Source organism: Limnobacter humi (assembly GCF_024518835.1).
GTDB lineage: Bacteria > Pseudomonadota > Gammaproteobacteria > Burkholderiales > Burkholderiaceae_B > Limnobacter > Limnobacter humi.
Map to the genome: position 1 here is coordinate 257672 of NZ_JANIGO010000004.1, position 14067 is coordinate 271738.

At 54.7% G+C, this 14067-nt stretch carries 10 protein-coding genes; 6 read left to right on the forward strand and 4 right to left on the reverse strand.

Going from position 1 to position 14067, the window contains the following annotated elements; translation table 11 throughout:
• Positions 1 to 154 precede the first annotated feature (154 nt).
• Both NQT62_RS12860 and NQT62_RS12865 read left to right on the forward strand, forming a co-directional pair.
• On the forward strand, positions 155 to 2851 hold the full coding sequence (locus NQT62_RS12860) for a YhgE/Pip domain-containing protein (protein ID WP_256765125.1): 2697 nt from the start codon (positions 155 to 157) through the stop codon (positions 2849 to 2851).
• Positions 2852 to 3069: 218 nt separating this feature from the next.
• Entirely contained in the window at positions 3070 to 3567 is a 498-nt protein-coding gene (locus tag NQT62_RS12865) for a restriction endonuclease subunit S (protein WP_256765193.1), read from the forward strand.
• Positions 3568 to 4011: 444 nt separating this feature from the next.
• Here NQT62_RS12865 and aceA read toward each other — a convergent pair whose 3' ends face one another.
• The 3 genes from aceA to NQT62_RS12880 form a co-directional block, all read right to left on the reverse strand.
• Positions 4012 to 5331 carry an isocitrate lyase gene (gene aceA / locus NQT62_RS12870; protein WP_256765126.1) on the reverse strand — a complete coding sequence of 440 codons (1320 nt, stop codon included), beginning with the start codon at positions 5329 to 5331 and terminating at the stop codon, positions 4012 to 4014.
• Between the two features lie 318 nt (positions 5332 to 5649).
• A complete protein-coding gene (rraA, locus tag NQT62_RS12875; protein WP_256765127.1) occupies positions 5650 to 6141 on the reverse strand; it encodes a ribonuclease E activity regulator RraA in 492 nt (163 codons plus the stop codon).
• A 90-nt stretch (positions 6142 to 6231) separates the two neighbouring features.
• Positions 6232 to 7251: an AraC family transcriptional regulator gene (locus NQT62_RS12880; protein WP_256765128.1), complete on the reverse strand. Its 1020-nt coding sequence runs from the start codon at positions 7249 to 7251 to the stop codon at positions 6232 to 6234.
• 124 nt (positions 7252 to 7375) lie between these two features.
• Here NQT62_RS12880 and NQT62_RS12885 point away from each other — a divergent pair, with 124 nt between their 5' ends.
• Entirely contained in the window at positions 7376 to 8254 is an 879-nt protein-coding gene (locus tag NQT62_RS12885; RefSeq protein WP_256765129.1) for a metal-dependent hydrolase, read from the forward strand.
• Positions 8255 to 8317: 63 nt separating this feature from the next.
• Here the strand turns inward: NQT62_RS12885 and clpB are convergent, their stop codons facing one another.
• On the reverse strand, positions 8318 to 10906 hold the full coding sequence (clpB, locus tag NQT62_RS12890; protein WP_256765130.1) for an ATP-dependent chaperone ClpB: 2589 nt from the start codon (positions 10904 to 10906) through the stop codon (positions 8318 to 8320).
• A 152-nt stretch (positions 10907 to 11058) separates the two neighbouring features.
• On the opposite strand from clpB, the gene NQT62_RS12895 reads away from it, so the two are divergent.
• The 3 genes from NQT62_RS12895 (at position 11059) to NQT62_RS12905 (ending at position 14057) form a co-directional block, all read left to right on the forward strand.
• On the forward strand, positions 11059 to 11583 hold the full coding sequence (locus NQT62_RS12895; RefSeq protein WP_256765131.1) for a hypothetical protein: 525 nt from the start codon (positions 11059 to 11061) through the stop codon (positions 11581 to 11583).
• 100 nt (positions 11584 to 11683) lie between these two features.
• Positions 11684 to 13471 carry a PAS domain-containing protein gene (locus NQT62_RS12900; protein WP_256765132.1) on the forward strand — a complete coding sequence of 596 codons (1788 nt, stop codon included), beginning with the start codon at positions 11684 to 11686 and terminating at the stop codon, positions 13469 to 13471.
• Positions 13416 to 14057 carry an ATP-binding protein gene (locus NQT62_RS12905; protein ID WP_256765133.1) on the forward strand — a complete coding sequence of 214 codons (642 nt, stop codon included), beginning with the start codon at positions 13416 to 13418 and terminating at the stop codon, positions 14055 to 14057. The genes NQT62_RS12900 and NQT62_RS12905 overlap by 56 nt, the downstream gene beginning before the upstream one ends.
• Positions 14058 to 14067 lie beyond the last annotated feature (10 nt).

The window sequence follows — 14067 nt, forward strand, 5'->3', positions numbered from 1 at the left end:
ACAGATTTCAATCATCGTTGAGCAATCGTACTTGGGGTGTTTTGCAACAAGACAATAAGGAGCCTCTCCAGAGTAAGTGCTCGGCACACCAAACGAATCCGTCAGAGGTACTTGGAAGTATTACTGACAAATATAATCAGTTTACTGAGGAATCATGGCGCAGATTATAGTAAAAGCAGGAGAACTGGCGGTATCCCGTGGTGCGGAAAAGATTTTGATTGGCCCAGGTGAGCCAGTGCTATTCGGCGATGAAATTGTCAACCAAGCCAATCAGGATGCGATTGTTGAAATCGGTTCATTTGTGGATGGCCAGATTCCATCCGTGCTCACTTTGCAAGCGGGAGCCAGTGCCAAGATTCAACGAAAGGTCGATGACGCAACGGGTATAGAACAGGCTGAAGTTGTTCCGACTTGTGAGCAAGGCGTGTTCTTGGACAGCGAAGATGAAGAACTGGCTTCTGGCACACTCGCTCAGCAGCAAGGCTGCGGGGTATTCGGACTTGTTGGTGGTGGTCTTCTGGCTGCAGGAAGCGGGCCATTGGCAGCGGCGGCGGCAGCGGGTGGCTTTCTGCTTCTATCAAATAATGATGATTCCACCGCTGGCAATCAACCTTCCCCCGACATTGGCAGCGTTCCTCCCTCACAAGCAGACCAAGCCAACGGTTTAGCGGGGACTGTAGACAGCGTCAGTGAGGGTGTAGCACAAACGCCTGCAGCCCCATTGACTCAAGTTTTGGAGCCGGTCGCTCAAGTGCTCACAGATGTTGGCTCTGCGCTAAATGGTGCATCTGAGCAAGACCCCACTGGCGTGGTGGGTCTAATCGCTGAGGTGGTGGGGGTTGCCCAGCCAGGCAGCGGCTCCACTGACAGTGGTTTGGTGGGCGGCGTAAATGGACTGGCTGCAGCACTAGACGCTGGAACCAAAGACACCCCCTTGGCACCCTTGGTCGAACCTTTGGCAAATCTTGTAGGCTCAGACTCCGGGCAAACAACAGGCGTCGCCTCTGCTCTGGCCGGGCTAGGTTCCGTATTGACCAACGACGAGAGTGCGCTAAACCCTTTAACATCCGGGCTGTTGGGCCCAATCGTGGGCGGTTCCGGTTCAGGAAACCAGGGACTACCTTCGACCCTGAATCAAGTCGCAGACGGCTTAGAGTCTCTGACTTCTAGCGACAGCGCTTTGGCACCACTTTCACCAGTTACCGCTGGAGTGTCGGAATTGGTGAATACCTTGGCAGATGGCTTGTCGCAGGTAGGCCAAACTTTGGACGAGAACAAAGACGCAGACCCGTCGGGTGTTGTCGATTTGTTAGCTGAAGTGTTCGGGGCACCCGTGGAAACTGGCGCAACACCTGAAGGGCCACAAGTGGATGAGTCAACAACTGGCCTTGCAGGCGTGGTTGGCGATTTGGATTCAGCTTTGGCTAAAACAGCACTTGAACCTTTAACCGCAGTAACTGGCCCAATTGCAGGAGTTCTTCTCACCGTTGGAGATGCCATTGCAGGTGTTTCTGAGCAAGACCCAACAGGACTTACCTCATTGCTTGGAAATGTTGTTGGCACAAATGACACAAGCAGTTCAGCGGACTCAGGGCTTGTTGGTGCCGTAAACGCACTCGCCACAGGTCTGGACAAGGGTACAGAGGACACGCCGCTCGACGTACTAATTGACCCGTTGTCTCGGACTCTGGGTAGTGACGAAGGGCAAACAAGTGGGGTTGCTCTTGGGCTCTCGGAGCTTGGCGGTGTACTCAGCGAAGACGTCAGTCCTCTGGCTCCTTTGACAGCCGAGTTGCTTGGCCCTGTCGTTGGAACTCACGAGGGCGCATCCAATGGGCTGCCCGGAACATTGGACGGGGTGTCGTCGGGGCTCGAAGAACTAACAAATCAAAGCGCTTTGGAACCCTTAAGTCCAGTCACAGACGGTGTTGGTGCCTTATTGGCAGCACTTTCTGATGGCATAGAGATGGGCGGAGATGCACTTGCAGAAAATGCCTCAGTCGACCCCACAGGCACGCTGGGGTTACTTTCAGAGGTTCTCGGTGGAGAAGTAGCCAAACCTGAACCAACTCCGCGTCCTGAAGGCCAAACGATAAATGGTGTATCTGGACTTTTGGATGATGTAGGCAGTGGCCTGCTACAAACACCTCTCGCCCCGGTTGCAGGCATTACCGACGCTTTGGCATCGGGTCTAGTTCAAGCGGGAGACGCACTGGGAGGTGTGGCCGAGCAAGACTCCACAGGATTGGCCACGCTTCTGACCAATGTATTGGGAACGACCGATACCGACGCCAGCGAGGATACAGGTTTGGTTGGCGGAATAAATGCACTGGCAACCGGACTGGACGAAGGCACAACAGGCACGCCGCTGGAGGTACTAATCGACCCAGTTGCTGACCTGCTAGGGTCTCAAGAGGGAAGCACTTCCGGTGTGGCAGCAGGGGTTGGAGCTTTGGGTACAACGCTTGCGCTCGACTCCTCTCCATTGAGCCCTCTCACAAGCGGTCTTCTTGCCCCCATCGTTGGTCAGTCTTCAGGCGTTGAGAGTGGTTTGCCGACAACCTTGGACAAAGTTGCAGATGGAGTTACAGACTTGACCAGTGACAGCGCCCTGCAACCGCTCGCGCCAGTAACAGAAGGTTTGAGCAGCGTTGTTAAAACGGTATCCAATGGCTGTCGTGGCATTGGAAGACAGGTCAGCGAATTTGCACAAGACGACCCTTCAGGCGTCTCAGCACTTGTGGGCGACTTACTGGGCGGCAGTCGTGGCCATGGACGTTCAATTGGACGTCGCGATGCGGACAGCGATTTGTTTGATTCCGATTCGCTGGGACACGATTCCTTGATTTAAGGCGTTTGATTTAAAGGGCTCACTCTAAGCGGGCCCTTTTGTCAAACGTTTGTCTTGTTCAGGATTTACATTTGAGATATCTTTCCGCTAGATTTTAGGAAATTTCTTGCGTCTATAGTTAGCGCAACAATTATTAACACGATTCCAAACTAGGTAATAAGGCTCATCCATGCAGGTCGGAAAACTAAGCACGCCTATCTGAGCGTCTAGCGCGACTAATCGGCTACCACCAAGCCTTACTCAGGCCAAAGAGCGGGAAAATCCATGGGGAATTCCTATGCCATCTATTGCGGCATACTGAGGTGAATAATCATTTTGCAAAACTTGCGACTGGGTCAACTCGGTTTGGCCTTTCTCTTGAATCTATTCACAAGCTTCCGCTTTTTTTACCTGCACTCGAAGAGCAAAAACGTATTGCTGAAATCCTGTCTGCGGTGGATGAGCAGATTGAATCTATTCGTATTGGAATTCAGAAGTATCAAAAAATTGAAGCTGGACTTACAGAAACTCTTGTTGATGAGCCCACTCTGCCTTTCAGTGATTTTGTGCTGATTCGCCCGCCATTGACAAATAAGCCTGGCAACGAGGAGGACGCCGCGTTCCTTCCTATGGAGTGCCTTAGTGAAAACGGCGAAATCACGTCATTCCATCATCGCAAGTGGAGTGACATTAAGCAAGGGTTTACCCGGAGTATCGGCTGGCAGAGGCGTGGTTGAAAGAGCACAGCTCCAAGACAACCCTGTGATGACCAAAACCAACATTGATTGGTAAATACAACTTTTGGAGCTAAGCCGTTGTTTCGGCTGGTTGGCTATTTTAAAGTAACGCCAATTATTAGAGTAAAAACTCTAATTCGGAGGCGTATAAAAAAACACGATTCCCTTGAAATTACCGTATTTATTGGCTCACAGGGCAGCATTGGGTCATTTGCGTAGTAATGCCCACAGACAATAAAAAACCCGACGAGTTTCTCGTCGGGTTTCAGCGCCTGCTGTTGAACCTTGGGTAAAGGTTCAGCAAGGGGAAAATACTCATTTGATTTTTATTGAGCTTGTCTCCTCTCCCCCTCTTCCACTAACCCGCCCCACAACCCCACCAAGGGTTGTTTGAGACTGCACGGGGCGGTTAGCAAATGCCGTGTCTGACTCGGCCAGTTCCGATCAGTGGAACTGTTCTTCTTCTGTGGAGCCTGTCAGGGCTGTCACGGAGGAAGCACCACCTTGAATCACGGTGGTTACGTCGTCGAAGTAGCCTGCACCCACTTCCTGCTGGTGCGACACAAAGGTGTAACCTTTTTCGCGCGCTGCGAATTCGGGTTCCTGAACCATGTTCACGTAGTGCTTCATGCCTTCGCCGCGGGCGTAAGCGTGAGCAAACTGGAATGTGTTGTACCAGTTGACGTGGATACCGGCCAGTGTGATGAACTGGTACTTGTAGCCCAGTGCGCTCAGCTCTTCCTGGAAGGAAGCGATCTGGCTGTCGTTCAGGTTTTTCTTCCAGTTAAACGATGGGGAGCAGTTGTAGCTCAGCAGTTTGCCTGGGTTCTTGGCCAGAACGGCTTGCGCGAATTCACGGGCAAAACCGATGTCAGGCGTACCTGTTTCACACCACACCAGGTCGGCGTAAGGGGCGTAAGCGATACCACGGGAAATCGCCTGCTCCAGACCGTTCTTCACGCGGTAGAAACCTTCGGCGGTGCGCTCACCGGTCAGGAATGGCTTGTCGTTTTCGTCGAAGTCGGAAGTCAGCAGGTTGGCGGCTTCAGCGTCGGTACGGGCCAGAACGATGGAAGGAACACCCATCACGTCGGCAGCCAAACGAGCAGCGATCAGCTTCTGGATGGCTTCAGCGGTTGGAACCAGAACCTTACCACCCATGTGGCCACACTTCTTCACAGCGGCCAGTTGGTCTTCGAAGTGAACGCCGGCTGCGCCAGAAGCGATCATGTTCTTCATCAATTCGTAGGCGTTCAGAACACCACCGAAACCAGCTTCACCGTCAGCAACGATGGGCAGGAAGTAATCGATCGCGTCTTCGGCTTTCATTTTGCCGTCGCAAATGTTCTTCCACTGGATTTCGTCAGCGCGCTGGAATGTGTTGTTGATACGACGAACCATTTTTGGCACGGAGTCGTAGGCGTACAGCGACTGGTCGGGGTACATGGTTTCGGAGCTGTTGCCGTCGGCTGCAACTTGCCAGCCCGACAGGTAAACGGCTTCCAGGCCTGCCTTGGCTTGTTGCATGGCTTGACCAGCGGTGATCGCGCCAAATGCATTCACGTAACCTTTCTTGGCGCCACCGTTTACTTTTTCCCACAGCTTTTCAGCACCGCGCTTGGCCAGTGTGTACTCGGGCTGTACCGAACCGCGCAGACGCACAACGTCTTCAGCTTTGTAGCCGCGCTTGACCAGTTTCCAACGGGGGTTGGTTTCCCAGTCTTTGTTCAGTTCTTGAACTTGCTGTTCAAATGATTTGCTCATGGTTTTTCCTCAGGCAAAAGTAAGAAAGAAACGGGGTGCTGATCGAGGCCCGCGGGTGCTGCTGTGTGGGGGGTTCACCGAATAAGGTGATCGACCTTGCGAATGACGGTATCTTACAGATCATTTCGCACGGCAACAAGAGTTATATCTTATACAAGACTATTTTTCGTTTTTATTAAAATCAATTACTTACGTGTTTTTATGCGCGATGTGAAATACTTTTTCTCTTTATAAAAAAGAGCATCTGCTCTAAACCCTGCACTGCACCGTGAATAAAAAAACGGGAATTTCCGAAGAAAATCCCGTTTTTTCGAGGACTTAGATCAAGGGATTGTCGGAGATCAAGACACCATCCTCATCGACATACACCCAGTTGCCTGGGTGAACCACCGTGTGCCCCAGTGCAACCGGTATGTTTTCATGCCCTGACCCGCGCTTCTGGCTTTTCATGGGATGCGCATCCAGGGCACGAATACCCACGGTGCAGGCATTGAGTTCCAGGGTGTCACGCACGCAACCATAGACCACAATGCCAGCCCAACCGTTTTTGTCGGCCAACACACCCAGGTTGCCACCGACCAATGCGCAACGTTTGCTGCCGCCGCCATCAATCACCAACACTTTGCCGTGGCCGGGCTGCTCAAGCGCGGTGCGCACCAAGGTGTTGTCCTCAAAAACCTTCAGGGTGTGTGCCTGGCCGGCAAATGCACTGGATTTCCCCCAGGCTTTGAACATGGGTTCGACCACCCGCAGGATACCGGCCGCAATGTTGTCTTCGTTTGCATCGCAAAGGTCTGTCGTGGGTTTCATTCGTTCACCAAATTGAAAAGTTCGTCAAATCACATCGGGTTGTTTCATGGACCGAATTGTAACCATCAGGCAGGCCAATCCTGAGCTCGCTCAACCCACTGCTGTTGAATTCTGATTGCGGAACTCGCGTGGGGAAATACCCTGCCAGCGCTGAAAAGCACTGGTGAAACTGCGCCGGTCTGAATAGCCCAGTTTGGACGCAATGGTCTCAATGTCCATGACCGACCCCTTCAACATCTCAATGGCCAGTTCGTGGCGCACTTGGTTGAGCACATCGCCATACGAACACCCCCTGTCCTTGAGGTGGCGCTGCAGGGTGCGGGGGTGGATATTCAATTCAGCACAAATCGTGTCCAGCGGCTCAGCCAACAAGCTGAGTCGGGATTTCAACAAGCGGCGAATGCGCTTGTCCAGCGTGGTCTCTTCGACCTCGGGCAAGAGGCGGTTCAAGATCACGGCTTGGGCCTTTAAATGGGCAGACGGAATACCACCGGGCAAAGGGACATCCAGCGCCGATGCATTGGTGATCAGGCGGTTGAGAGGTCGAGAAAACTGCACCTCCGCCTGCAACAATTGCTCATAGTCCGACACATCGGCCATGGGCGAGTGGCGAAACTCCACGCGACGCACCAACGAGCCTTGCGGGCTGAGCAGGCGCACAAACTTGAGCACAGCGGCCATGGTGGATTCAACAAACCCTGGCAAATCGGTGTACACCCCGGCTGGGTCAATCACCTTCACCTCCAAAGCCACTTCGGGGCCTTGCATGCGGGTTTCAAATTGGAGATTGGGGTGCAACAGCTTGGGCGCCCAATCCAGCACTTGCATGGCCTCCTGTGGCGTGGAGGCACTGGTGACGAAGGTGGCCAATTCAGGCAAGCCATCAAAGTTGAAGGAATCGCCAAACACCAACGGAAAATGGTGCTTGGGTTTGCGGGCCTCCACCGCTTTGAACAAGGCTGAAAAGCACGGCAGTGACATTCGCCGCCGTGGGTCGCCGCTCATGTCGATGTCCAGTTGCAAGGCTTGCATCACTTCGTTGAGGTCAATGTCGCAGCGGCGCGCAGCATTGGCCAAGCTCGCAAGCATCTGAAAGTTGATGGTTTCCACCCAGTCTCCCTGTGACGGAATTTCTGCGTCTTGTCGCAATTTATTCCTTTTTTGTCATTTCAAATCATAGCGTGTGTTTGGGCTGTTCGGTAATCTTTGTGACATCAAGCAGCAGGAGGCAAGCATGACAACAACATCATTCAAAGAAGACATTGTGGTACGCAAGGATTTGGACTTCGGGATTACCGATGGGGACATTCCGCGTTACTGGATGGACGGGGATGCATTCAAAACCCGTGTCATTGACGGTGTTCAAATGAGCTTTCCGGACGGCGAACGCTACTTCATCTCCAGCGTGCGCAACTTCAAAGACAAAATCACCGACCCCGAGTTGCTGAAAGCCGTGAAAGACTTTTCCTTTCAGGAAGGGCAACACGGCAAAGTGCACACCGACTACAACAAGCGCCTGAAAGACCAGGGTGTACCTGTTGAAAAAATGCTGAAAGTGATCAACAAGATCATGAACGGCCGTTTGGAGCGGATGTCACCCGAATACAACCTGGCGATGACCGCGGCGCTGGAACACTTCACGGCCATGATGGCGGAAATGTTTTTTTCACGAAAAGAAGTGATGGCCGGCGCCGACCACCGCGTGCGCGCCATGTTGGCCTGGCATGCCATTGAAGAAATGGAACACAAAGCCGTGGCGTTTGACGTGCTGCAAAAAGTGGCCAAGGTGGGCTACTTCAAGCGCTGCCTGGCGATGGCACATGCCATGTTCAATTTCACTTTGCATACCTTGATTTTCACCTGGGTGATTTTGGGCACCGATGGCTTCAAGGGCTGGACCCGGGTCAACATGTACGCCAAAGGCTTGGTGTGGCTGTTGGGCCCCAAGGGCCTGTACAGCAGCTTGCTGCCCAAGTTGCTGAACTACTTCAAGCCCGGTTTCCACCCGTGGCAAGACCCCACCGTGCACAACTATGGCGTGTGGCTGGAAACCTTCAACAAAACCGGAAACCCGGTGTTGGCCGGCGAGGCGATGTACGCTGCGGCGCATTGATGATTTGACCGCGTGGCGCTGGTTTCAGTGTCACGCGGGCGTATGGCCGAGCCCCGGTGACCCTCAATGCACCACCCGCTCAAACGTAAATTCCCCATCCTTGAAATCCACCGGCACCACATCATTCGGGCCAAAACGCCCCTCCAGAATCATGCGGGACACGGGGTTTTCAATCAATTGCTGAATGGCGCGCTTTAGCGGTCGGGCACCATAGAGCGGATCGAAACCAGCCTTCACCACCTCGTTCAGGGCTGCATCACTTACGTCCAAGCGCATGTCGCGACTGGCCAACCGGCTTTGCAAGCGGGCCAGTTGAATGCGGGCAATGTTGGCAATGTGGGCGTTGTCCAAGGCATGGAACACGACCAGTTCATCCACCCGGTTGATAAACTCCGGACGGAAATGCTGCCGCACTTCATTCATGACCGCCGCCTTGATGAGCTCGGGCTCCTGCCCGGCCAATCGCTGAATGTCGTGTGAACCCAGGTTGGAGGTCATCACCACCACGGTGTTTTTGAAATCCACGGTGCGGCCCTGGCCGTCGGTTAGCCGACCATCATCCAGCACCTGCAGCAGGATATTGAACACATCCGGATGGGCCTTTTCCACCTCGTCCAGCAAAATCACGCTGTAGGGTTTGCGACGAACAGCTTCCGTCAAATAGCCCCCTTCGTCATAGCCCACATACCCCGGTGGGGCGCCCACCAAACGGCTCACGCTGTGCTTCTCCATGAATTCGCTCATGTCGATGCGAATGAGGTGGTCTTCCGAATCGAACAGGAAACCGGCCAAGGCTTTGCACAGCTCGGTTTTGCCCACACCCGTGGGGCCGAGAAAGAGGAATGAACCCAAAGGCTTGTTGGGGTCGGACAGCCCAGCCCGCGAGCGCCGAATCGCATCACTCACCAGGCGCACGGCTTCGTCTTGACCCACCACCCGCTGGTGAAGCACTTCTTCCATTTTCAGCAGTTTTTCGCGCTCACCCTGCATCATCTTGCTAACGGGAATACCGGTGGCACGGCTCACCACTTCGGCAATTTCCTCCGTGCCCACTTGGGTGCGCAGCAAGCGGTTGGGTTTCTTCTCGCCACTCTCGGTGTCCTTCACCGCATTCAGTTGCGCTTCCAACTGCGGCAACTTACCGTATTGCAGCTCCGATACTTTTTGCCAATCGCCCTTGCGCTTGAGGGCCTCAATGTCGGCACGAATGTGGTCAATCTCTTCCTTGATGGCTGCACTGCCCTGCACCGCCGCTTTCTCGGCCTTCCAGATTTCATCCAGGTCGGCATACTCTTTGTCCAGGCGGGCAATTTCTTCTTCAATCAGTGCGAAGCGCTTCTTGGACGCGTCATCCGATTCTTTTTTAACAGCCTCCCGCTCGATTTTGAGCTGAATCAAACGTCGGTCGAGCTTGTCCATTTCCTCGGGTTTGGAATCAATCTCCATCTTGATGCGCGCAGCCGCCTCATCAATCAAATCGATGGCTTTGTCCGGCAGGAAGCGGTCAGTGATGTAGCGGTGGCTCAGTTCGGCTGCGGCCACAATGGCGGGGTCGGTGATGTCCACGCCATGGTGCAACTCATAACGCTCTTGCAAACCGCGCAAAATCGCAATGGTGCTTTCCACCGAGGGCTCGCCCACCAGCACTTTCTGGAAACGGCGCTCCAGCGCGGCATCTTTTTCAATGTACTTGCGGTATTCATCCAGCGTGGTGGCGCCAATGCAGTGCAACTCACCCCGGGCCAGCGCAGGCTTCAACATGTTGCCGGCATCAATCGCACCTTCAGCCTTGCCAGCACCCACCATGGTGTGGATTTCATCGATGAAGACGATCGTTTGGCCCTCATCGGCGGCGATGTCTTTCAACACGGCTTTCAGACGTTCTTCAAACTCGCCACGGTACTTGGCACCGGCCAGCAACAGGGCAATGTCCAGCACCAACACGCGTTTGTTTTTCAGCGTATCGGGCACTTCGCCATTCACAATGCGCTGGGCCAGGCCCTCCACGATGGCCGTTTTACCCACACCAGGTTCGCCGATCAGCACCGGGTTGTTCTTGGTTCGGCGCTGCAAAATCTGGATAGCCCGGCGAATTTCATCGTCGCGACCAATCACCGGGTCAAGCTTGCCCTGCCGGGCACGTTCGGTCAGGTCGATGGTGAATTTTTTCAGGGCCTCGCGCTGGCTTTCACCCTCGGGATTGTCCACCGACGCACCGCCCCTCAATTGGTCGATGGCGCTGCCCAGGTTATTGGCATTCAGGCCCGCCTCTTTCATGGCGCGGGCAACACCGGTGCTTTCATTCAAGCAGGCCAGCAAAAACAGTTCGCTGGCAATGTATTGGTCGCCGCGTTTTTGAGCCTCTTTGTCAGTCAGGTTGAGTGCGGCTTGCAGCTTGCTGCTGATCTGGATTTGACCGGCATTGTTGGCCACCCGTGGCAGGTTGTTTACCTCTTGATCCAGGGCTTTTTGCAAGGCTGCCGGGTTGCCGCCCGCTTTGCTCACCACCCCGCGAATGGACCCATCGCCCTGGCGCAACATGGCAAGCAGCACGTGGGCAGGCTCAATGGTGGGATTGTCCTTGCCGACAGCCAAACTCTGGGCATCGGCCAAAGCTTCCTGAAATTTGGTGGTCAGTTTGTCCAGTCGCATGCGTAAACCCTTTTTCAATCAAATTGAGTCAAAATGCGGTTGCATCGCCTCTTGTAGCAGAAGTGTGGGCGTGCGGGTGTATTTCAAGAGCATAGGCTTTTATCGGCCGATTGCCTTGACCTGTATCAACTCGACATTCCAACCGGCTTGCCATGCAAATCAAACAACTGCAAATTGCGTATGCACCTGAACACGACCGACTGCTGCTGCGAATCAACTCAGCCGACCAGCAGGAGGTGCGTTGCTGGCTGACCCGCCGCATGGTGAACATGCTGATCCCAAGCCTGGACGACATGATGGCCACCCTGCTGTCCAGCGACCGGCCTTTGAATGACGTGGGCCGCAAGGCCTTGCTGGACATGAGCCGGGAAGTGTCGCTGTACTCCGCGGATTTTTCCACCCCCTTTCAGGACAAGGACACCGCCACACCCCTGGGTGCAGAGCCGTTGCTGGTGACCCAAATAGAATTGCGACCGGGCGGTGAAGGCCCCACCGGGGAATTGGTACTCAAGCTGTGTGCCTCCTCGGGCAAAGGGTTTGAAATGCGGATGGCTGAACAATTGCAGCATGGGTTCGCCGACCTGTTGATTCGAACCTGTGCGCAAGCGGAGTGGGGGCTGCAATTCAAAGGTACCTCCAGCATCATTGAACGGCCGGAGAGCAAGCACTTGAACTGAACGCATCGGGTGAGATGAGCCTGAATTTGGATTCATCTCTGGCTTTCGAAATGTTACAAACTGGCGAAAACTCGGAGACACCATTGAGGTTTCCGATTCCATGCCCGACGCCAAACGCCCACAGCTGGCCACCATTTTCCTGCGGCACAGCGCTGGAATTGTGCTGGCATTGGTGGTTCCAATGTTGTTGGCGGGCTTTTGGTATTTGTCTGCACGCCTCACGCAGCAAACCCTGAAGGGCTTGAGCGAACGGGCCTTCTTTGTGCAGGCCCTGCTCAACAACCAGTTGAACGCACTGGCCGACCAGGCTCACACCGCCAGCAACCGGCTGCAAACCAAACCAGTGTCGGAATGGTCGGCCCGAGAACTGACCGTGATCCATCAAATGTTGCCCAATGCGGCCTGGCTGGGTGCGGCTGACGAGACCGGTCGTATTCAAACAGCCACTGGCGATGTGTTGGCCGGTGCACAAGTGTCGTCGCTGCCCTGGTATCGGGATGCTTTGCAAGAACCCCGCTGGATAGACCGCCGCCCCGCCTGGATTGCGCTAGATACCCACCAGCCTCCTGCCAATGCCAGTCCCTACACCATGGAATTGGGCGTGCCGATTCATCGGGAGGATGGATCACTGGCTGGGGTGTTGGGCATGGTGGTGGACTGGACGCTGGCTCAACAACAACTTGAAAAAGTGTTTGGCGAACAGCACCAGGACCCGGACGTCTCCTACTTGGTGTTGGGGGCCGATGGCGAAGTGCGCTTGAGCCATTTGAGCGCCCGTCTTGAATCGGATACCCCAGCCCAGTTGCTGCATGAAATCCGCAAACATGAGTACGCCACGGGCGATTACCTGATCGCCGAGCCAGCCGAACGGTCCACAGGCCCGATGCACAACCTGAACTGGACGGTGTACGCCATTCGACCGGCACGGGGTGTGACCAATGCGGTGCTGGAAGTGGTGTGGATTGGCCTCTTGGGCATGGTGCTGTCGCTCGCGCTATTTTCGGTGCTGACACACCGGTACTTGCGAGCCTTGTCTCGAAAAATCCAGGCGCACCTGGAAACCTTGGTCAACCGGCCTGAATCCGATTCGAACACCATCGACATCGGCATTCCGCGTGAGTTTTGCGACATTTTGCTCAACATTGCAAAAACCCTCAAACACACGCATTGCCAACGCATTCAGACTGACCAGCAGCTGGCGCAAGCCAACCTGAATTTCGCAGAAATTCGGGGGGTGATTGAACAATTGCCCATGGCTGTGGCCATGTTTGATCGGAACATGCGTTACCTCGGTTGTTCCAATCAGTGGCAAACCACCTATTTGGCTCAGGTGGAGAACCCCATCGGTCAGTCGCATTACGACTTGATTCCCACCATCAGCGACGGCTGGAAGGCAGCCCACCAAGCCGGGCTTTCGGGCCAACACCTCCATGAAAACCACGACCATTGGGTAACACCCGAAGGCAAAGACATGTGGCTGGACTGGGTGATTGAGCCATGGCGCAATGCGCAGGGTGAAGTGGGCGGGATCATCATTGCCGCCAAAGACATCACCGAGGAAGAGCAGATCAAGCGCGCCTTGCAACTCAGCGAACAGCGTTTTCAATTGGCCATGGAAGCCGTCAATGACGGGATTGTGGACTGGAACCCAGTCACCGATGAATTGTATGTGTCCACCGTGTGGCTGCGTGTGCTGGGCCTTCCTGAGCACACCCGCCTGGTTCGCATGGCACAGTTGGAAGCCTTGATTCTGAACGAGGATCGCGCCCGGGTGGCTGAACTCCTGCAGCAGGCCCCGTTGCACGTTCAGGACAATCACCTGGTTGCGGGTGGTGGTGGAAGACACCGGTTTGGGCATTTCGCCCGACAAACAACAACAGCTGTTTGAGCCCTTCACCCAGTTGCACAGCGACATGGCCACCCGGTTTGGCGGCGCGGGTTTGGGACTCACGATCGTGAAAGCCCTGGCCGAACTGATGCACGGCAGCATCTCGGTGGAGTCGCAGGTGAACCAGGGTAGCCGCTTCACGCTGCTGTTGCCCATGAAATGCCAGCCGCAATTCGAGACTTCGGTGCGCGCCACGGTGGGACCACGTCGGGATGGGCCGGCGAAGTTGTTCATTGCTGATGGGGATGTGAATACCCTGGACATTCTGGACAGCTTTTTGGTCCAGCGTGGATTTGACGTGCTGCGCGCAGCCGACGGCCATGCCGCCTTGGCACTGCTGCTGGATCAGCGCCTTGATGGCGTGTTGATGAATGTGCAACTGCCTTTGTTGGATGGCCTGGCTGTGATGAGCACGGTGCGCGCCTCCAAGGGGCCCAACCAGCAAGTGCTGGCCTTGGCCATCACAGACCGCAGCCTGTCGGCAGCTCACCTGCAAGGTTTGGGTAAATGTTTTGAAACCACGGTCTGCAAGCCGTTGAATCTGGACAGCCTGCTGCAGTGGCTCGATGTGCACCTCCAATTGTAAAACATGAATT